Source organism: Duganella sp. GW821-FHT07F09, from assembly GCF_059418705.1.
This window is the reverse complement of record NZ_JBWKQJ010000008.1, coordinates 42,166-60,952: the sequence shown is the minus strand read 5'-3', so window position 1 is coordinate 60,952 and position 18,787 is coordinate 42,166. Positions and strand designations below refer to the sequence as shown.

16 protein-coding genes are annotated in these 18,787 nt (G+C 65.5%); 12 read left to right on the top strand and 4 right to left on the bottom strand.

Annotated features, from left to right (window positions below; genetic code table 11):
- Nucleotides 1–45 precede the first annotated feature (45 nt).
- Genes AC07P1_RS21160 through AC07P1_RS21125 form a run of 8 tightly spaced genes read left to right on the top strand, consistent with a single transcriptional unit; the run spans nt 46 to nt 10,718 of the window.
- Nucleotides 46–1,212 carry an argininosuccinate synthase domain-containing protein gene (locus tag AC07P1_RS21160; protein ID WP_494697678.1) on the top strand — a complete coding sequence of 389 codons (1,167 nt, stop codon included), beginning with the start codon at nt 46–48 and terminating at the stop codon, nt 1,210–1,212.
- Between the two features lie 17 nt (nt 1,213–1,229).
- Nucleotides 1,230–1,976: a sulfotransferase-like domain-containing protein gene (locus AC07P1_RS21155; RefSeq protein ID WP_494697677.1), complete on the top strand. Its 747-nt coding sequence runs from the start codon at nt 1,230–1,232 to the stop codon at nt 1,974–1,976.
- On the top strand, nt 1,973–2,638 hold the full coding sequence (cysC, locus tag AC07P1_RS21150; protein ID WP_494697676.1) for an adenylyl-sulfate kinase: 666 nt from the start codon (nt 1,973–1,975) through the stop codon (nt 2,636–2,638). Before AC07P1_RS21155 ends, cysC begins: the two co-directional genes overlap by 4 nt.
- An 8-nt stretch (nt 2,639–2,646) precedes the next feature.
- On the top strand, nt 2,647–3,969 hold the full coding sequence (gene lysA / locus AC07P1_RS21145; RefSeq protein ID WP_494697675.1) for a diaminopimelate decarboxylase: 1,323 nt from the start codon (nt 2,647–2,649) through the stop codon (nt 3,967–3,969).
- Nucleotides 3,970–3,992: 23 nt separating this feature from the next.
- Complete coding sequence (locus tag AC07P1_RS21140; RefSeq protein WP_494697674.1) at nt 3,993–5,270, top strand: ATP-grasp domain-containing protein; 1,278 nt, start codon at nt 3,993–3,995, stop codon at nt 5,268–5,270.
- The gene (locus AC07P1_RS21135) at nt 5,270–6,307 is read left to right on the top strand and encodes a DMT family transporter (RefSeq protein ID WP_494697673.1); all 1,038 of its coding nucleotides are present in this window, start codon (nt 5,270–5,272) and stop codon (nt 6,305–6,307) included. The genes AC07P1_RS21140 and AC07P1_RS21135 overlap by 1 nt, the downstream gene beginning before the upstream one ends.
- Nucleotides 6,308–6,336: 29 nt before the next feature.
- Nucleotides 6,337–9,291: an amino acid adenylation domain-containing protein gene (locus AC07P1_RS21130; protein WP_494697672.1), complete on the top strand. Its 2,955-nt coding sequence runs from the start codon at nt 6,337–6,339 to the stop codon at nt 9,289–9,291.
- Nucleotides 9,288–10,718 (top strand): OprD family outer membrane porin, encoded by a 1,431-nt coding sequence (locus AC07P1_RS21125; protein ID WP_494697671.1) that lies wholly within the window; start codon nt 9,288–9,290, stop codon nt 10,716–10,718. Before AC07P1_RS21130 ends, AC07P1_RS21125 begins: the two co-directional genes overlap by 4 nt.
- Here the strand turns inward: AC07P1_RS21125 and AC07P1_RS21120 are convergent, their stop codons facing one another.
- The 3 genes from AC07P1_RS21120 to AC07P1_RS21110 are packed head-to-tail and all read right to left on the bottom strand — an operon-like array spanning nt 10,719 to nt 13,857.
- Nucleotides 10,719–11,186 carry a response regulator gene (locus AC07P1_RS21120; RefSeq protein WP_315219822.1) on the bottom strand — a complete coding sequence of 156 codons (468 nt, stop codon included), beginning with the start codon at nt 11,184–11,186 and terminating at the stop codon, nt 10,719–10,721. It lies immediately after the preceding gene.
- A complete protein-coding gene (locus tag AC07P1_RS21115) occupies nt 11,186–13,084 on the bottom strand; it encodes a sensor histidine kinase (RefSeq protein ID WP_494697670.1) in 1,899 nt (632 codons plus the stop codon). The genes AC07P1_RS21120 and AC07P1_RS21115 overlap by 1 nt, the downstream gene beginning before the upstream one ends.
- Nucleotides 13,081–13,857, bottom strand: a complete 777-nt coding sequence (locus AC07P1_RS21110) for a helix-turn-helix transcriptional regulator (protein ID WP_494697669.1) — start codon at nt 13,855–13,857, stop codon at nt 13,081–13,083. The genes AC07P1_RS21115 and AC07P1_RS21110 overlap by 4 nt, the downstream gene beginning before the upstream one ends.
- A gap of 158 nt (nt 13,858–14,015) precedes the next feature.
- Between AC07P1_RS21110 and AC07P1_RS21105 the strand changes: the two genes are divergently transcribed.
- Nucleotides 14,016–14,510 (top strand): SgcJ/EcaC family oxidoreductase, encoded by a 495-nt coding sequence (locus tag AC07P1_RS21105; protein WP_494697668.1) that lies wholly within the window; start codon nt 14,016–14,018, stop codon nt 14,508–14,510.
- Nucleotides 14,511–14,547: 37 nt separating this feature from the next.
- Here the strand turns inward: AC07P1_RS21105 and AC07P1_RS21100 are convergent, their stop codons facing one another.
- Nucleotides 14,548–14,862 (bottom strand): hypothetical protein, encoded by a 315-nt coding sequence (locus tag AC07P1_RS21100; RefSeq protein ID WP_494697667.1) that lies wholly within the window; start codon nt 14,860–14,862, stop codon nt 14,548–14,550.
- Between the two features lie 295 nt (nt 14,863–15,157).
- On the opposite strand from AC07P1_RS21100, the gene AC07P1_RS21095 reads away from it, so the two are divergent.
- The 3 genes from AC07P1_RS21095 (at nt 15,158) to AC07P1_RS21085 (ending at nt 18,783) form a co-directional block, all read left to right on the top strand.
- Nucleotides 15,158–15,991 carry a hypothetical protein gene (locus tag AC07P1_RS21095; RefSeq protein ID WP_494697666.1) on the top strand — a complete coding sequence of 278 codons (834 nt, stop codon included), beginning with the start codon at nt 15,158–15,160 and terminating at the stop codon, nt 15,989–15,991.
- A 35-nt stretch (nt 15,992–16,026) separates the two neighbouring features.
- On the top strand, nt 16,027–18,264 hold the full coding sequence (locus AC07P1_RS21090; RefSeq protein WP_494697665.1) for an acylase: 2,238 nt from the start codon (nt 16,027–16,029) through the stop codon (nt 18,262–18,264).
- A gap of 90 nt (nt 18,265–18,354) precedes the next feature.
- Nucleotides 18,355–18,783, top strand: a complete 429-nt coding sequence (locus AC07P1_RS21085; protein ID WP_494697664.1) for a VOC family protein — start codon at nt 18,355–18,357, stop codon at nt 18,781–18,783.
- Nucleotides 18,784–18,787 lie beyond the last annotated feature (4 nt).

Genomic DNA, 18,787 nt, shown 5'->3' with positions numbered 1-18,787 from the left:
CCCGCGGCGCCTGCGCCGTCAACCGCAACCCTCAAGGACATCATCTTGAAATTCTCAGAACTCAAAGGTAAAAAAATCGGTATCTGCGCTTCGGGCGGACTGGTTAGCTTGTTCATCACGCAGCGCCTGAAGGAAGAGGGCGTGGCCTACGAACAGTTCACGGTCGATATCGGGCAGCCGGGCGAGGAGGGGCACGACTACTGCGCCGGCAACATCGATCTGATGCAGGACACCAAGGTGATCGACCTGAAAGAGGAGATCGCGCAGGTGTTCCTGCAGGCGGTGCGGGCGCAGGCCCAATACGACGGCGGCTACTGGAACACCACCGGCATCGCCCGCGCGGTGACGGTCAAGGGGCTGGTCGCGGCGCTGCGCGAGCGGCAGTGCAACGTGCTGGCGCACGGCGCGGTCCACGGCGGCAACGATGAATTCCGCTTCACGTACTACCTGAAGATGTTCGCGCCCGAGATCCTGCCGTTCTCGCCGTGGGAAGATCCGACCACGGCGGAGCGCTTCCGCAGCCGCGTGGCGATGAGCGATTTCGTCGCCGACGCCGACCAGACCCTGATGCTCGGCAAGGCGCACCACTCGGTCGACGCCAACCTGGGCGGCGTTTCGCACGAGAACCGCGAGGTAGAACTGCTGTCCAACCCGACCGACTCGGTGACGCCGATCATGGGCGTGCGCGTGGCCGACGCCCCGGACCAGCCGGAGCGCTGCTCGATCACCTTCAGGAACGGCCTGCCGGTGGCCATCAACGACGTCGAGCTGAGCGCCCACGGCGCCATCGCCATGGCCAACCAGATCGCCGGCCGCAATGGCGTGCTGCTCAAGAACGTGCTGGAGAACCGCATGAACGGCACCAAGGGCCGTGGCTTGTACGAGTCCCCCGGGCTGGACCTGCTGGGCACCGCCGCGCGCCATCTGTTCCAGGCCACCGTCGACAAGGATGGCTGGGAGTTGATGCGCTTCCTGTCGCCGTTCATCGCGCGCCAGACCTACGCCGGCCGCCTGTACGATCCGGCCACCCAGACCGCCATCAACAGCGCCGAGGAACTGACCGCCAACGCCAGCGGCGTGGTCGACATGATCTGCTTCAAGGGCAGCTACACGGTCGACCGCGTGCACGATTACGCCAAGTCGCGTTTCACCGCGCAGCAGTTCCGCTTCGCCCACGGCGGCCAGAAGTGGATCACCGAAGCGGTGGCCTGAGCGCCGGAGAGTTGACCATGACCTCCACCGCACACCGTCTGTTTGTGATGTGGGCGCCACCGCGCTCGCTATCGACCGCTTTTGTCCGCGTGATGGCCGCGCGCGGCGACTTCACCATCCTGCACGAGCCGTTGTGCGATCTGGCGGCGTGCGGCCACTTCGTGCATCGGCGGGCCGGCACCGAGCCGCGCCGGCTCGACACCGCGCCGGCACTGTTCGAGCACGTCGAGCGCTTGCTGGACGACGGCGCTGTCTTCGTCAAGGATACCTGCGAGTACGATTACCGCGACATGCTCGATGGCGCCAGCTACCTGCGCGACGCCACCCATATCTTCATGTTGCGCGAGCCGGCCAGCGTGATCAACTCGCACTACCACATCAACCCGGAGATGCGCTGCGAGGACGTGGGCTACGAGCACCTGGCGCGGGTCTACGATCTGGTGCGGCTGCAGGCGCGCGCCCGGCCGCTGTTCATCGACGCGGAAAAGCTGGTGGCCGATCCCGCCGGAACGGTGGCGCGTTTTTGCGAGAGCGCCGGCCTGAAACACCTGCCCGAGTCGCTGCAATGGGAGGGCGGACACCTGGATATCTGGGAACGTACCAAGCGCTGGCATCTGGATGCGGCCAACAGCAACCGCATCGCGCCGATCGAACGCCAGTACGCGGTCAGGGTCGACAACCACGAGCAGCTGCGCGGCTTCTACCAGGCCAACCTGCCGTTTTACGATTACCTGCGCCAGCAAGCCGGGAGCGCGCAGACATGAGCGGCCAGTCATCCTCGCTGATCTGGCACGACTTCCCCGTGGTGCGCGGCATGCGCGCCGCGCGGTTGCGCCAGAGGCCCTGTGTTTTGTGGTTCACGGGCTTGAGCGGCTCCGGCAAAAGCACCCTGGCGGGACTGGTGGAGGGAACATTGTTCAGCCAGGGGTACCTGACCTATGTGCTCGACGGCGACAACGTGCGCCATGGCCTGTGCCGCGATCTCGATTTCAGCCACCAGGCCAGGGTGGAGAACATCCGCCGCGTCGGCGAAGTGAGCAAGCTGTTCGTCGATGCCGGGATGATCGTGCTGACCGCCTTCATCTCGCCGTTCCGCCAGGACCGGGCGCTGGTGCAAGAAATGATCGGCGATGCGCAGTTCATCGAAATCTATCTCGATGCGGCGCTCGACGTCTGCGAACGGCGCGATCCGAAGGGCTTGTACCGCAAGGCCCGCGAAGGCCAGTTGCGGCACTTCACCGGCATCGATTCGCCTTACGAAGCGCCGCAGCGCGCCGACATCGTGCTCGATACCTCGACGGCATCGCCGGAGCGCTGCGCGCAAACCATCATCGACTATTTGCAAAAAGGTGGCTGGCTGCTGCCCCAGGCGCCGGCAACGAATCGTTCAACACATTTCGCAGTAAATTCCGCAGTAAATTATTAAGGAACCAGATGGATCATTTTCATTATGTGAACGGCGAGCTGCACATCGAAGACGTGCCGGCCCGCGCGATCGTCGAGGCGCACGGCAGCCCGGTATATGTCTACAGCGCGCAGACCTTCAAGCATCACTGCGCGGTGGTGCGGGATGCCTTCTCCGGTATCGAGCCCTTGATCTGCTTCTCGGTCAAAAGCTGCAGCAACCTGGGGGTGCTCAAGCTGCTGGTGGAGCAGGGCTGCGGGCTGGATGTCGTCAGCGGCGGCGAGTTGTACCGGGCCTTGCAGGCCGGCGCCGCGCCGGAGAAGATCGTCTTCGCCGGCGTCGGCAAGTCGCGCGACGAGTTGACCTACGCGATCGATGCCGGCGTGTTTCTCTTCAACGCCGAATCGGAGGGCGAACTGGCGCGCATCGACGAAGTGGCGCGGGCGGCGGGCAAGCGGGTCAAGGCGGCGGTGCGCGTCAATCCGGATGTCGCCGACGCCGACACCCATGAAAAAACCTCCACCGGCGGACGCCAGACCAAGTTCGGCGTGCCGCTGCTGCGCGCCGAGGCGCTGTTCGAGCGTAACCTGTACCGCCATGTCGACGTGGTTGGCATCCACGTCCATCTGGGGTCGCCGATCGCCGCCACCGCCACCTATCTGGCGGCCATCGACAAGGTCGAACAGCTGGCCGACCGCATCGAGGCCAGTGGCGCCAGGATCGAGTTCATTAACATCGGCGGCGGCTTCCCGGCGCAGTACCGCGCCAACGAGGCGCAGCCATCGTGTTCGCTGGGGCAGATGGGCGCGGCGATCTGCGACCGTCTGCAGGGCCTCAAACGGCGCGGTAAGCACTTCATCATCGAACCGGGCCGCTCGATCAGCGCCAACGCCGGCATCCTGCTGACGTCCGTGGAATACATCAAGCAGGGTTGGGAGCGCAAGATCGCCATCGTCGACGCTGGCATGAACGTGCTGTTGCGCCCGACCTTGTACGGCGCCAGCCACGTGATCTGGCCGGCCAGCTTCGGCGCTTTTGAAGGCCACTGGAGCGGCTTGCCCGGCCAGCGCGGTCAGGATGGCGGCGCCGACGAAGGTTTCGACGCCATCGACATCGTCGGTCCCATCTGCGAAACCGGCGATTACTTCGCGCTGGGACGCGCCATGCCGGCGCTCGACGGCGGCGACCTGCTGGCGATTTTCTCCTGCGGCGCCTATGGCATGAGCATGGCGAGCCAGTACAACTCGCGCGGCAGGCCGGCCGAGGTCATGGTCGAAGGCGCGCGGCAGCGGTTGATACGCCACCGCGAATCCTACGCCGATCTGGTCGCGCACGAGTTGTGCGGTATTTAGTCTAAGAGCGAACGGAGTTCACCATGTCCCAACCATTTGCAGTGATCGTCGACGCCTATTCGACCGGCGCGGAGCTGGCGCCGAAGTTCGGCGCGCGCGGCATCCCGAGTATTCATATCCAGAGCGCGGCGACCATCCCGTCCAGCTATGTGCCCACCTTCCAGCCGGACAGCTTCGCCGCCACCATCGTCTACCGCAACCTGGACGACTGCGTCAGCCAACTGGCGGCGGCGCTGGGTGGGGGCCACGCGGCGTGGGTCATGGCGGGCGCCGAGACCGGCGTCGAGCTGGCCGATTTGCTGGCCGCCGAGCTGGGACTGGCCGGCAATCCGGTGGCCAGTTCCCGCCGCCGCCGCGACAAATACGAGATGGCGCAGGCCCTGCTGGAGGCCGGGCTGGCCGCCGCCGACAGCCTGCGCACCGATGATGTCGAGGCGCTGCTGCAATGGGCGGGGGACGGGCGGCGCGGCTGGCCGATCGTGGTCAAGCCGCTCGCCAGCGCCGGGAGCGACCACGTGTTTTTCTGTTCCAGCGCCGGCCAGCTGCGCGCCGCCTTCGACAGCATGATCGGGAAGCGCAACCGCATGGGCGCCATCAACCGCCAGGTGCTGGCGCAAACCTACCTGGCGGGCACGCAGTATGTGGTCAATAGCGTGTCGATCGATGGACGGCATTATTTTTCCGATATCTGGATCGACCGCCGCAAGGCGCTGTCGGGCGCCTCCAACCTGTATGACTGCGAAGAGCTGTTACCGGCCGTGGGGAAGGTTCAGGATAGCCTGACCGGCTACATGCGCCAGGTGCTCGACGCGCTGGAGGTGCGCAACGGTCCGGCGCATTCCGAGGTGATGATGACCGAACGCGGTCCCGTGCTGGTCGAAACCGGCGCCCGGCTGCAGGGCAGCATGCTGGAACAGCCGGTGATCGACGCCCTGGGCGCCAGCCAGGTGACGTTGGCCGTCGAGCGCTGCTGCGATGCGGAGGCGTTTTCGCGGCGCCTGGACCGGCCGTATGTGCTGAGCCGGCACGTCATGTGCGTGGCCTTGATCTCCGACCAGAGCGGCACGGTCGAGGATATATCCGGCTTGCGGGCGATATGCGATTTGCCGTCGTATGCCTGCCATTTCCACACGCCGGAGGTGGGCGACCGCATCATGCGCACCACCGACCTGTTCTCGATCCCGGGCGTGGTCTATCTCACGCACGCCGACCAGCAGGTGCTGCGGCGCGACTACGAAACCATTCGTGAACTGGAGCGCGGCCGGCGCCTGTTCTCGGTACGCCAGGCGGAGGCCGCGTAATGGGCGCGTCGGTCATGCGGGGAGCGGCCGATACGCCCGCAAGCGCCGAACCGTCTTTGGCGCCCGCGCCGGCGACGGTATATCGGCCGCTCGCCGCGTTGTGCTTTGTCGCCGCGTACGCGGTGCTGGCCGCCGCCAACGGCGTGACGGCGGCCATGCTGCTGCAGGAAATCGATATCGCGGCGTTCACCTTCGTCAGCTTCCTGTGCGCCGCGCTGATGTTCTACGGGGTGCGCCGCTACCGCGAGCGCAACGGACCATCGCAGGTGCTGGCGCTGGGCCTGGGCAAGCGCGAGATCGGTGCGCTCAATGTCACCACGGGCTTGAGCTGGATACTGATGTATGTCGCCTACGCCAACCTGGAGCCGGCCGTCGCCGCCACGTTAATGTGCTCGGTGGGGCCGTTCGTGGCGATCGCCTTCGAAGCCGGCGCCGGTCCAGCGCGGCGGACGCCCGCGCGCTGGGCGCTGGCTGCCGGTTTTGTGGCCGGCGGCGCGGTGCTGTTCTACGGCAGCCTGTCGGGCCGCTCGGCGGTGGCCGGTTTCGAGCAGTCGCGCATTTTGCTTGGCGCGGCCGCCGCGATAGGCTGCGGCTACTTCATGACAGTCAGCACGGTGTACCTGAAACGACTGAGCGTGCGTGGTTTCCGCACCGACCAGGTGATGGCGCACCGGTTCTACATGCTGCTCGCCGTCACCGGCGGCTACGCCCTGTGGCAGGGGACGCTGGCCGAGACGGTGCTGGCGCACGGCGCGTTGATCATGGGCCTGAGCGTGGTCGGCGTGGTGATCCCGATGGTGCTGCTGCAGCGGGGCATCACGCTCGGGACGCCGTTCCTGACGATGGTGGTGATGGCCGGGGCGCCGTTGGTGAGCATTGTGCTCCAGCTGTTCGATGGCCGGCTTGCGGTGTCGCCGCTGTCGCTGGCCGGCGTCGGCATGACTTTCATCGTCAGCGTTGCCGCGATCCGCATCGTGCTCGCACCCGCACCTGTACCTGTACCTGTACCGCCAGCCGCACCCGCCAGCGCCACTTAGCGTATTTCTAACTTTTTGAGGTTGACTGTATGCTCAATATTGGGTTTGACCACGCACGTCCGTACGTCGCCGACAGCGTCCTGGATATGGTGCGCTCCGCAGCCGGGGCTCATGGTTCCGGCATCGCCGTGCGTTGCGGCGCCAGCGAGATAACGTATGCCGATCTGATGGCGGCCGCCGAAACCAATGCCGCCATGCTGAGGGAACAGGGCGTCGGGCGCAGGGACATGGTCCTGTGCGCGCTCGGCACCGGGATCGAACTGCCAGTGGCCTGGCTGGCGACGATGATGCTGGGCGCCGTCATCGTCCCGGTCGATATCGGCTGGCCGGCGCTGCGGCTGCGCGCCGTCGCCGCCACGACCGAAGCTGCCATCGCGATCGCCGGTACGGACGGTCACGAGGCGCTGTTGGCGGCGGGTGTTCGTGTGGTCCGGATCGATTTGGAACCGCAGCGCCATCGCGTTACACCGGTGGTAGGGTTGTGCGGGGCGGACGCCGATCTGGTGTACGGTTTCTTCACCTCCGGTTCCACCGGCGTGCCCAAATGCGCGCTGAACCATCATGCCGGACTGGCCAACCGCTTCCGCTACATGACGCGCCGTTTCGGCCAGCGCCAGGTGGTGTACCAAAACAGCGCGCCGCTGTTCGATTCGTCGATCTGGCAGATGCTGTGGCCATTGACAGGCGGCAGCGTCTCGGTCCTGCCGGCGCGGCGCGGCCGCTGGGATCTGGATGCCGTGGTCGATGATATCGCCCGCCACGGCGTCACCATGACCGACTTCGTGCCGACGCTGTTCAAGCTTCTGGTGCGCGGGCTGGAAAGCGGCAGCGTCGCCCGCGCCAAGTTGGCCAGCCTGCGCCATCTTTTGATCGGCGGCGAGGAGATCGACGCCCCTTCGGTACACAGTTTCCGCCGCCTGCTGCCGCAGTGCCGCGTGATCAACACCTATGGCCATACGGAGGCGTCGATCGGCATGGTGTTCCATGAGGTATGCGACGAGGACGGGCAGCACATTCCGCTCGGGCGGCCGATTGATAATACCCATGTGCGCATCGTCGATCCGTCGATGCGGGTCCTGATCGACGGCGAGCTTGGCGAAATCGTCGTCGGTGGCGTCTGTGTCGGCGCCGGCTACCTGAACCTGCCGCAACTGACCGCGCGCGCCTTTGTGGCGAATCCGTTCCCGGACGTGCCGGGCGCGATCGTATACCGCACCGGCGACATGGGTCGCGTGCGCGCGGACGGACTGCTCGAATATGCCGGACGGGCCGACGACCAGGTCAAGGTGCGCGGTGTGCGCATCGAACTGGGTGAGCTGGCGCTGGCGATGAAGGCCTGCTTCCCCGACGTTAGCGACGCGGTGGCGCTGATGGCGCCGGCCGCGAATGGCGAAGCCGAACTGGCGCTGGCGTACGCCGCGCCGGGGGAAATCGAAGTATCCCGTCTGCGCCGCGCGCTGGCCGACCATCTGCCGATGACGCATATGCCGCGCCGCGTTTTATGGTTGGCGTCCCTGCCTGTGTCGCCCAATGGCAAGCTGGATCGCAAGCGCATCATCGACATGATGGCCGCGCAAAACGCGCCCGCGACCATTGCCCCCATCGTGCGGGACGGGGCGGCCGGCATGCTGGAGATGATCGTGCATTGCTACCGCAGCGTGCTGCTGCTGAACGACATCGGTCCGGATTCGGATTTTTTCGACAACGGCGGCGATTCGCTGGCGGCGGTCAACCTGTCGCTGATGCTGGCGCAAGCCAGCGGCGTGACGGTGCCGGTGACGAGGCACTATGAATATCCGACGCCGATCGCGCTGGCGAAGTTCCTGAGCGCCGGCGGCAATGGGTCCGGGCAGGGCAACCTGTCGCTGCCGGAGGTCGAGTACAGCAACACCGGCGTGCCCGCCGCCATCAGCCGCCGTGTGCTGCTGACCGGCGCCACCGGCTGCATCGGCGTGCATGTGCTGGAATGCCTGTTGCGCACCACGACGCTGGAAGTGTCGGTACTGCTGCGCGGCGCCAGCAGCCAGGCGGCGCTGGACCGGCTGGCGTCCGCCTACCGCGCGGCGCATCGCGGTCAGGCGCTGCCGCTTGCACGTATCAAGGTGTTGCTGGGCGACCTGGGCGCGCCGAAGTGGGGGCTGTCGCCGCAGGTGTGGGAGCATCAGGCGGGCGAGATCGACGAGGTGATTCATTGCGGCGCGGAGGTCAACTTCCTGCTGCCGGCGGCGCAGCTGTTCGCGACCAACGTGTTGGGAACCGCCGGTTTGATTCAGTTTTGCCGCGAGGGGAAGGCCAAGCGCGTGCATCACGTCTCCTCGCTTGCCGCCAAGCTGACGGGGGGGGACGTGCACGGCGGCGCGCCGGCCGGCACCACAGGCTATGGCTATACCAAATATCTGGCGGACCGGCTGATCGTGCGCGCGCAGGCGCAAGGGCTGCCGGCGCGCATTTATCGGGTCGATGACGTGCTGCCGTCGATTTGCGCCGGCCATGTCAATCAGCAGTCGCTGGTGCACATGCTATTGAGTTGCTGCCTGCGCCTCGGCGTGGCGCCGGCCGGTTGCGGCGAACTTGGCTTACTGCCGATCGACGCGCTGGCGCGGTGGCTGTGCGGGTTTGTCGGGTCGCAGGCCAATTTCGGTACTGCGCCGGCGCTGGTCGATGTGGTGGGACAGCAGTTCGTCCCGTTCGATATGCTGGTGTGGGCGGTCGCCGGCAAGTTGGGTCGCGAATCGGCGCCGATAGGCTATGACGCGTTTCTGGCGCTGCTGCGCCGGACCGACGATCCACGCGCCGCGCTGCTGCACGATATGCTGCCGCCGGCGGGGAGCGGGCGGGTGGCTTTTACCCATCCGCTGCCGGCCGCCGACAGGCTGGCCAAATGCGCCGCTGTGCCGAACGGGCAACAACTGGTCGCCAATCTGGGCGACTTCGCGCTGTATCTCGAATCGCTGGCGCGGACGCTGGACGGGCCGGCCGCATGATAGCTGCGCTGCTGACCGCTTTGGCCAGCCTGTCCGCCCAAGCCGGTGGCGACGACGTGGCGCCCGGCGCCGCCGCCACGATGGAGGCGGCCGCCTACCCGGTGCCGGAAATGCTGGCGGCGGCGACCATGCCGGCTATTCGCGGGGGGGATGCGCGTCAAACCGCGCCGTCGCTCGGCGCGGCGGAGGCGCGGTCGCCGCAGCCCCGCATGCTGGCCGACAGCACGCTGAACATCCTGTTCAGGAACTACCGCGACAGCCTGACCATCAACGGCTATGGCACCCAGCGCGGCTGGGTGCAAGGCGCGCAGGGGAATTTCGTCTCGGGCATGAGTTCGGGCCGGATCGGTTTCGGTGTCGACGCCTCGCTCTTTGGCGCCGTCAAGCTCGATGGCGACGGCGCCTCCGGGGACATGGTGCACGTGGACCGCGACGGCGGCGGTGGTGAAAGACGCAAGGCCTGGGCGTACATGGGCGGCTATGCGGTGAAAGCGCGCTACGGCGGCATGCTGGTCAAATACGGCTTGCAGCAGGTGGAAAATGTCTTTTTCGAGTCGAAGGACAATCGTGCGCTGCCACCGTCGTTTCGTGGAGTGACGCTGGCGGGGGAGCCGACGGGCAGTGTGGGCGTGGAGGCCGGCAGCATCGATGCCGTCAACCCGCGCGGGCGCACCGGGTTGGTGGGGCTGAAAACCGCATATGGAGGCACGCCGATCTCGCGCCTTAGTTACGGTGGCGTGAACCTGACTTCGGCGTCCGGCAAGGTGTCGGTCTACGCGGCCCAGGCGCGCGATGTCTGGAACCAGCTGTTTGTCTCGGGACGGCATAGTTTCGGGGCGTCGGAGGCGAGCAAGTGGACGATTAGCGGCGCGGGGTATCTGACCCGCGACCAGGGCGCGGGTTTGCAGGGGCCGATCGGCGGCAAGGCTTACAGCGTGGCGCTGGCCAGGCAACTGGGCGCGTCGGAGCTGGCGATCTCGTTCCAGCACGTGATGAGCGACCAGTACCTGGACTATGTTCAGGAGGCCAATGGTCTGTATCTGGCCAACGGCATGGTGGCCGACTACAACGCGCCGCGCGAAAAGTCGCTGCAGCTGCGCTACACGGCGAACGGCGCCGATTTCTCGCTGCCGGGGATGAGCGTGATTTTTTGGGGCATCGCCGGTCGCAGCAAGTCGCCCGCCCAAGCGATGCGCACGGCTCCCGAAGCGGGGACCTGGCGCGATGCCTACTGGCGTGGCGGTGCCCATGTCCACGGCAATCATCACGAGCTTGGGCTGAAGGCCAGCTACGTGTTCGATCATGGCGACATCAAGGGCATCAGCCTGGCGTTCATCGCGCTGGCGCATCGCGGTTCGGCGCATTACGTCGAACCCAGCGAGCGCGAATACCGGTTGATCCTCAATGTGCCGGTGAAGGTGTTCTAGTCAGGATGCGCGGCTGCGGTAGCTTTGCGGGGCCAGGTCCTCTTTCGGCGCCAGTGCCTGCAGGCGCTTGTACAGCACGCGCGTTTCAAGCAGGTTCCAGACGCGCAGCATCGCTTCGAGCGTGTCGAACGGTTTGGTGAGGAAGTCCTTGGCGCCGAGGGCCAGCGAACGGCGCTTGGCCTCGGCGGTGGCGTCGGCGGTGATCACCAGCACCGGACGGAAGTCGTACGGATCGCCGCGCCGCTTCAGCCGCTCCAGCACCGCGTAGCCGTCAAGATCGGGCATCATCAGATCGAGCACGATCAGGTCCGGGTCGAAGGCGGTGAACAGATCGAGCGCGGTCCTGGCGTCGGTGGTGCCGACGACGTGGGTCAGGCCCTCGCCGATGAACATGTCCTCCAGCAGTCGCAGATTGGCCGGCTGATCGTCGATGATGAGGATGCGGGAGGCCAGGACTTCGTTTTCCATCATTGTTTTTGCTCCGTTGTGTCGAGTAAGGCAAAGAATTCGGGGATCTTGAGCGGCTTGCCCAGATGGCGGGGAGCGCCCGCGGTGGCCTCTCCACCGGCGCCGCCCAGCACCACCAGTTCTCCGGGCAGGGCGTGCACCGCGTCGTCGGCCAGGTCGCAGGCGACCAGCAGCAGATCGGGCGGCGATTGGCGCGCCAGCGCGATGCCGCCTGCCTTGTCGGCGGCCGCCGTGACGCGCCAGTTGGGCCGCCGCTGCATCAGCGTGGCGATCAGCGCGCGGGTGCCGGCGTCGGCGTCGATGCAGATCATGCTGTGCGTGGTGGCCGCCGGCGCCGGCGTGGGGACGGCCGGCGCGGCCTGGCCGATGGCGACATCGGCGGGCGTGCTGGCGACGGCGTCCGCGTTGGCTGCGGGCAGGGTCAGTGTGAAGCGGCTGCCCCGGCCGGCCTTGTCCTCAAGGCCGATATCGCCTTGCATGGCCTGCATCAGCGCCTTGGACACGGCCAGCCCCAGGCCGGCGCCTTCGGTCTTGCCGCTTTCGGCGCCGAGGCGGTCGAATGGCGCGAACAGGCGTGTACGCAGGGCCGGCGTGATGCCCGGGCCGGCGTCGTCGATATGGATGCTGACGGTGCCGGTGGCCGGATCGGTGCCGAAGCCGATATCGACGTCGCCGCCTTGCTCGCCATACTTGATGGCGTTCGACAGCAGGTTGAGCATCACTTGCAGCAGGCGCTGACGGTCGGCCATGACGGCGCCGAAGATGGCCGCGCTGTCATGGCGCAGCCGCACCGCGCGTTTCTGCGCCATCGGCGCCATCAGCATGACCGCTTCATCGATCAGCGGCGCCAGCGCCACAGGCGCGCATTCCAGGGTCAGTTTGCCGGCCTCGATGCGGCCGATGTCGAGCACCTCGTTGATCAGCGCTAGCAGATGCTGGCCGGCCTGGCGGATATGCTCGGCGTGTTCGCGTTCGCGCGGCGCCTTAAGACCCGCTTCCAGCAGTTGGGCGTAGCCGAGGATGGCGTTCAGCGGCGTGCGCAGTTCGTGGCTGGTGCGGGCCAGGAACTGGGTCTTGGCCTGGCTGGCCGCTTGCGCCGCCGACGCCCGCCCGGCCAGCAGCACGCTGGCCTGGTGCAGCCGTTCGGCCAACTGGCCCAGTTCATCGCGGGTGTCCGGCGCCGGTATCAGCGGCAGGTCGCTGTTCAGGCGTTCGGCGTTTTCGGCCGCCAGGCGCACCCGCCGCACCAGGCCGACGGTGAAGGTCAGCGTCGCCATGGCGCCGGCCAGGCCGGCGGCGGCGACCGCGATGGTCATCCACATGTTGCGGTTGGAGGCCTGCTGCAGCGCCAGCGCGCGTTGTTCCACCAGCGCCGATTCGCGCAGGCTCATGACGCCGATTTCGGCGCGCAGCTGGTCGAGGATCTCTTTGCTGCTGCGCAGATGCCGCTGCAGTTCGACCGGGCTGGCGTTGCGCTGGCCGCGCATGATTTCCAGGCTGGCCAGTTTGTCGTTCAGCAGCGGCGTGATGCGCCGCAGGCTGGCGACTTGTTCGGTGTCCCGGACCTTGGCTTGCAGGCTGGCCAGGGTGGCGGGCAACTGCGTGACGGCGGCACCGTAGGGGGTGAGGAAGTCGTCGCGTCCCGTCAGCAGATAGCCGCGCACCCCGGTGGCCGCCTCGGCGATCTGCGTGTGCAGGCGCTGGATGTCGGCCTGCGCCTGCATCGCGCGCAGCATGTCGGCGGTGGCGGCGGCGGTTTTTCGCTCCAACGTGTAGCTGGTGGCGGCGGAACCCAGTAACAACGCCAGCGAGGCGGCGATGATGACGCCGCCCTTGAAGCCGAGCGACCAGTGGCGGGGATGCAGCGCGCCGGTGCGCTCGCCCATTGCGCCTGTCATGTGCCCAGCCCCAGATCGGCGGCGCGCACCGCCGCCTGCGTGCGGTCGTTCAGATCGAGCTTGTGCAGGATGCGCTCGACGTGGACCTTTACGGTGCCGGCGGCGATGCCCAGGTGTTCGCCCATGGCGGCGTTGGTCCAGCCGCTGGGCAGCAGCGCGAACACCTGCAGTTCGCGCGGGGTCAGCACCTTGAGCATCTCGGCCGCCTCCGGCGCGGCCACCCGCGGTGCGTTCTGCGGCGCCGACAGCACCGCCGCCAGCATCGTCGCCAGCGCCTGCAGCGTGAGCAGATCGTCCTGATTGGGCAGCGGCGCGGCCTGGGTGCTGAGTAGCGCGAGCATGCCGCGATTTTTCCCGTCGAGGCACAGCGGCACCAGCACTTCGAGGCCGACGTGCTGTTCGCGGCCGATGCGCAGCCCGCTGGCGATGTCCTGCCGCACCAGCGGAGGGCGCGGACCCGGTTGCAGCACCGCCTGGAGGGCGGCCGCATATGCCAGGCGGGCGCCGACCGGCGGCACCTGTCCCTGGCTGGCCAATACCTGCAGCGCGTCGTCCTTGAGCACCATCACGGCGCCGTCCTCCAGCGACAGGAAGGCCAGGGCCTTGGACAAGGCGGTCGACAGGGCCGACGCGCACAGTCCCTCGCTGGCCAGCGCGCTGGCGGCGTCGGTCAGCAGGCGCCAACGGGCGGCGCTGCTTTCGATCTGCCGATAGCGGTTGCGGACCGCGCGGGCGCTGTCGCCGGCGGGGGGCAGGTGGGTGATGTTGGTCATTTTGGACGCGGCATAGTCGAATAAATGGCGATTATATGCCACCCGGCATATGCGAATACCCCCGACCAGCAGATTTTTGAATCGTCCGCGAGGCCGATACTGGCTTCATTGGCGGGAAACAGCCCGCCAAACTTCCCAAACAACGAATGGAGCATACGATGAAAAAGATTCTGATTTCCCTGGCACTGGCCGCTGCAAGCACCGTCGCTTACGCCGATGGCGCCCCGAAGGTCTACCGCGATGTCGCCGTCGCGCCGACCAACGCGCAGGAAGCGGAAATCGCCAGCCTGTTCGATAAATGGAACGCCACGCTGGCGACCGGCGACTCGGCCAAGGTGGCCAGCCTGTACGCGGTGGACGGCGTGCTGAAGCCGACCGTGTCGAACGAAGTGCGCGATACGCCCGCCGCGATCAAGAATTACTTCGACAAGTTCCTGAAATCGCATCCGGTGGGCACGATCAACTATCGCCACATCCGCATGCTGGGCGCCGATTCGGCGGTCGATAGCGGCGTCTATACCTTCAAACTGACCAAGGACGGCAAGTCCGAAGACGTGCAGGCGCGTTACAGCTTCGTGTACAAAAAGGTCGACGGCGTATGGAAGATCATGAGCCACCACTCGTCGGCGATGCCGGAAGTGGCAGCCAAGTAAACTTGATGGTCGTTGCAAAAAAAGCCACCCGGGGCCTTCAGCCCTCGGTGGCTTTTTGCTCTTCGACCGCTTCGACCGGATTCAGGCCGCTCCACGAGACGGTGGTCGCCTCGGTCACCAGCACGGACGACCCCGAACTGATGGTTTGGGCGAAGCGATGGATGGCGTCGCGCACCTCGTTGATCGGTTCCACGCCGCTATAGCAAAATTCGCCCGTTGGCAGGTAGTAGCCTTTGCCGTCGTCGGCTTTGATGGCGCCGGCGATGTTGTACTTGGCCAGTTCGACCGCCAGGCGGTGGTAGGTCTGGCTGTCCGGGTCATCGAAGGCCACGCGAATGATGTAATTGACCATGTCTAATCCTCAAAATTGGTGGGGAATCATGGCATAAAAAACCGCCCCATGACTATTTTTTTGACAAACGCTTTGACAAAGAAAAGCCCCGAGCAAGCAGCAAACTTGTCGGGGCTTTTGGTCAATTACCGGAGAAAGCATTTGACTGGGGAGAAGCATAATGAAGAAAACTTAAAATTAACTTAGTTTCATCGTCAAACCCGGGGCTTTGGCGCGGTGGCCGGATGGTGTAGCATGTCGGACGGCGATTTGGCAGGGTGCAGTGGCCCCCGCCCGCCGGTATTCAAGGACAGATATGCAAATCAAAATTAATGAAGTGCTGCGCGCTTACATCGAACCGCTCACCGAGAGCGAGTACGCGGCGCTGGAACGCAGCATCCTGGTCGAAGGCTGCCGCGACGCGCTGGTGCTGTGGCAGGACGTGCTGGTCGACGGCCATAATCGTTATCAAATATGCCAGCAGCACGGGATTCCGTTCAAGGTCACGGAGAACACCAGTTTCCAGAACCTGGACGACGTCAAGCTGTGGATGATCGATAATAATCTGGGCCGCCGCAGCATTTCCGACTACCAGCGCGGCGTTCTGGCACTGCGCAAGAAGGAAATCGTCGCCGCGCGCGTGGCCGACCTGATGGCGGAAGCCGCCGCCGAGGACGCGATGATCGCGCCGCCCGAAGGCGACGCGGCCAAACCCAAGCCGGCCGCCATGCCGTTGGCGTCGCGCGAGGACATCGCCCGCGCTGCCCGTTTGAGCAGCGCGACCATCAGCCAGATCGAAAAGATCCAGAAGACGGCGACGCCGGAGCTGGTGGAGGCGGTCCGCTCGGGCACCATCTCGATCAACGCCGCCGCCACGGTGGCCTCGCTGCCGGAAGCCGACCAGGTGGCGGCGGTCGCCGGCGGCAAGAAGGAATTGCAGAAGGCGGCCAAGGAAGTGCGCGAGCTGCGCGCCGCCTCGCGTCCCGCCAAGGAGCCGAAGGAGGCCAGGGAGGGCGGCGATTATCGTCCGATGACCGAGGTGGACGAGCTGCGCGCCGAGAACGCGTCGCTCAAAGAGAAGAACGCGGCGCTGCGGGCGGAAATCACCGCGCTGCAACTGCGTATTTCGGAGTTGGTCGACGCCAGCTGATGTAGTTTTCCCTTCCACCGCCCGGAGTCCAAGTCATGCCAAGTATGCGTTCGATGCTGCCTTTGATAGGTTTTGTTTCGATGGGGGCGGCGGCGGCGCCATCGCCGGCGTCTTTGCCGGCGCGCGGAATGCCGGCGGTGGAGGCCAAGCGCTTGAAGGCGCAGGCGCAGCGGGTCACCATCCTGCGCGACAAATGGGGCATCCCGCACGTCTACGGCAAGAGCGACGCCGATGCGGTGTTCGGGTTGATGTACGCGCAGGCGGAGGACGATTTCCGCCGCGTCGAACGCAACTACATCAACGCCATGGGACGGTTGGCGGAAGTGGAGGGCGAGGCCGAGCTGTATCGCGACCTGCGCATGAAGCTTTTCATCGACCCGGCCGATCTGCAAGCGCAGTACAAGCGAAGTCCGGCGTGGCTGAAAAAGCTGATGGTGGCCTTCGCCGACGGCTTGAACTTCTACCTGGCCACGCATCCGGACGTCAAGCCGGCGCTGATCACGCGCTTCGAGCCATGGATGGCGCTCAGCTTCAGCGAGGGCAGCATCGGTGGCGACATCGAAACCATCGATCTGAAGCAGCTCCAAGCCTTGTACGAGAACGGCGCCAAGTATCCGCTGGCGCCGCCGGTGTTGCTGTCGTCGGCGCCGATGGAGCAGGGTAGCGATCTGGATCGGGAGCCGGGCGGCTCGAACGGTTTCGCCATCGCGCCGGCGCTGACCAAGAACGGCCGCGCGCTATTGCTGATTAATCCGCACACGTCGTTCTATTTCCGTCCCGAGGTGCAGGTGCAAAGCCGGCAGGGGCTTAATGCCTATGGCGCCGTCACCTGGGGCCAGTTCTTCGTCTACCAGGGCTTCAACGACCGGGTGGGCTGGATGCATACGTCCGGCGGCGGCGACGTGATCGACGAGTACATGGAAACCATCATCGAAAAAGATGGCCGCTTCTTCTACCAGTACGGCGCCGAACAGCGCGCGCTGAAGGCGGTGGATATCACGCTGCCTTACAAGACAGCGGACGGCATGGCCAGCAAAGTGGTCAAGGTGTATTACAGCCACCACGGCCCGATCGTGCGCGCCAAGGACGGCAAATGGATTTCCGTGCGATTGATGAACGAGCCGCTCAAGGCGCTGACGCAATCGTTCATCCGCACCAAGGCGCGCAACTACAAGGACTTCCACAAGTCGATGGAGTTGCGCACCAATTCGTCCAACAACACGGTCTATGCGGACGCCGACGGCAACATCGCCTACTTCCACGGGAACTTCATTCCCAAGCGCGACCCGAAATTCGACTGGAAGCACCCGGTCGACGGCAGCGATCCGGCCACCGAGTGGCAGGGGCTGCACACGGTCAAGGAAACCATCTCGCTGTTCAATCCCAAGAACGGCTGGATACAGAACACCAACAACTGGCCTTACACGGCTGCCGGTCCGTATAGCCCGAAGGCGAAGGACTATCCGGCGTACATGTCGATGAATCCTGAGAACCCGCGCGGCATCCACGCGGTGCGGGTACTGGAGAACAAAAAGGACTTCACCATCGCCAGCTTGGTCGATGCCGCCCACGACACGCAACTGCCGGCCTTCGAGCCGCTATTGCCGCAGTTGTTCGCCGCCTACGACGAGCTGCCGGCCGACGACGCGGTCAAGGCGGCGCTGGCGAAGCAGGTCGCAGCGCTGCGCGGCTGGGACATGCGCTACTCGTTGGAGTCGACGCCGACATCGCTGGCGATCTACTGGGTGCAGGACTTGACGGCCACGTACGGACCTGTCGCCAAGAGCAAGGAAGTGCTGGTGCTGGACTACATCCAGGCCGCGCTGACCCCACGCCAGCGGCTCGAGGCGCTGGAGCGCGCGTCGGCCAAACTGACCGCCGATTTCGGCACATGGCAAACGCCGTGGGGCGAGATCAATCGCTTCCAGCGTCTGACGGGCGACATCGTGCAGCCGTTCGACGACAGCAAACCAAGTTTGCCGGTGGCCTTCGCGTCGGCCAACTGGGGATCGTTGGCGGCGTACGGCATGACGTCCAAGCAGACGACGAAAAAGATCTACGGCGAGCGTGGCAACAGCTTCGTGGCGGCGGTGGAGTTCGGGCCGCGCATCAAGGCACGCAGCGTGCTGGCCGGTGGCCAGAGCGGCGACCCGGCCTCCCCGCATTTCCTGGACCAAGCCGAAATGTACGTGCGCGGAGAACTGAAGGAAGTACTGTTCTACAAGAGTGACGTCGAGAAAAACCTGGAGCGCCGGTATCATCCCGGGGAGTGAGCAAATGAAACTCCCCGGAGTTGCGGTGCGCGCTGGTCGGCGATGTTCCGCTATCATGAAAAGCCGTCATCGTTTTCAATGGAGCACGTCATGGAGACTCTTGATATCCACCGGGGGCGCTTGATCGATCACATCCAGCTGGTCGTGCGCGATCTTTCCGCTTGCCGCAAGTTCTACACTTCCATCTTTGAAGTCCTGAATATTCCCATCGAGGGCACCGGAGATGATTATTTCTGGGCCGACGAATTGTTCGTTTCCACCGCCGACAGCGAGGCGGCGCAGGGCGCGCTGACCGGCCGCCATCACCTGGCGTTCCAGGCCCGGGACCGCGCCATGGTCGACGCGTTCTACGAGAAGGCGCTGGCCAACGGCGGGAAGGACAACGGGGCTCCCGGCGAACGTCCCTATCATCCAGGCTACTACGCGGCCTTTGTCCTGGACCCGGAAGGTAACAACATCGAAGCCGTCTACCACGGCGAAGCCAAACGCAGCGCGCCTTCGGTCCACATCACGTTCTGATAAA

Bases quoted from the DNA above. Each gene is read 5' to 3' on its own strand.
- AC07P1_RS21155 (WP_494697677.1), top strand. From the start codon at position 1,230: ATGACCTCCACCGCACACCGTCTGTTTGTGATGTGGGCGCCACCGCGC.
- cysC (WP_494697676.1), top strand. From the start codon at position 1,973: ATGAGCGGCCAGTCATCCTCGCTGATCTGGCACGACTTCCCCGTGGTG.
- lysA (WP_494697675.1), top strand. From the start codon at position 2,647: ATGGATCATTTTCATTATGTGAACGGCGAGCTGCACATCGAAGACGTG.
- AC07P1_RS21140 (WP_494697674.1), top strand. From the start codon at position 3,993: ATGTCCCAACCATTTGCAGTGATCGTCGACGCCTATTCGACCGGCGCG.
- AC07P1_RS21135 (WP_494697673.1), top strand. From the start codon at position 5,270: ATGGGCGCGTCGGTCATGCGGGGAGCGGCCGATACGCCCGCAAGCGCC.
- AC07P1_RS21130 (WP_494697672.1), top strand. From the start codon at position 6,337: ATGCTCAATATTGGGTTTGACCACGCACGTCCGTACGTCGCCGACAGC.
- AC07P1_RS21125 (WP_494697671.1), top strand. From the start codon at position 9,288: ATGATAGCTGCGCTGCTGACCGCTTTGGCCAGCCTGTCCGCCCAAGCC.
- AC07P1_RS21120 (WP_315219822.1), bottom strand. From the start codon at position 11,186: ATGGAAAACGAAGTCCTGGCCTCCCGCATCCTCATCATCGACGATCAG.
- AC07P1_RS21115 (WP_494697670.1), bottom strand. From the start codon at position 13,084: ATGACAGGCGCAATGGGCGAGCGCACCGGCGCGCTGCATCCCCGCCAC.
- AC07P1_RS21110 (WP_494697669.1), bottom strand. From the start codon at position 13,857: ATGACCAACATCACCCACCTGCCCCCCGCCGGCGACAGCGCCCGCGCG.
- AC07P1_RS21105 (WP_494697668.1), top strand. From the start codon at position 14,016: ATGAAAAAGATTCTGATTTCCCTGGCACTGGCCGCTGCAAGCACCGTC.
- AC07P1_RS21100 (WP_494697667.1), bottom strand. From the start codon at position 14,862: ATGGTCAATTACATCATTCGCGTGGCCTTCGATGACCCGGACAGCCAG.
- AC07P1_RS21095 (WP_494697666.1), top strand. From the start codon at position 15,158: ATGCAAATCAAAATTAATGAAGTGCTGCGCGCTTACATCGAACCGCTC.
- AC07P1_RS21090 (WP_494697665.1), top strand. From the start codon at position 16,027: ATGCCAAGTATGCGTTCGATGCTGCCTTTGATAGGTTTTGTTTCGATG.
- AC07P1_RS21085 (WP_494697664.1), top strand. From the start codon at position 18,355: ATGGAGACTCTTGATATCCACCGGGGGCGCTTGATCGATCACATCCAG.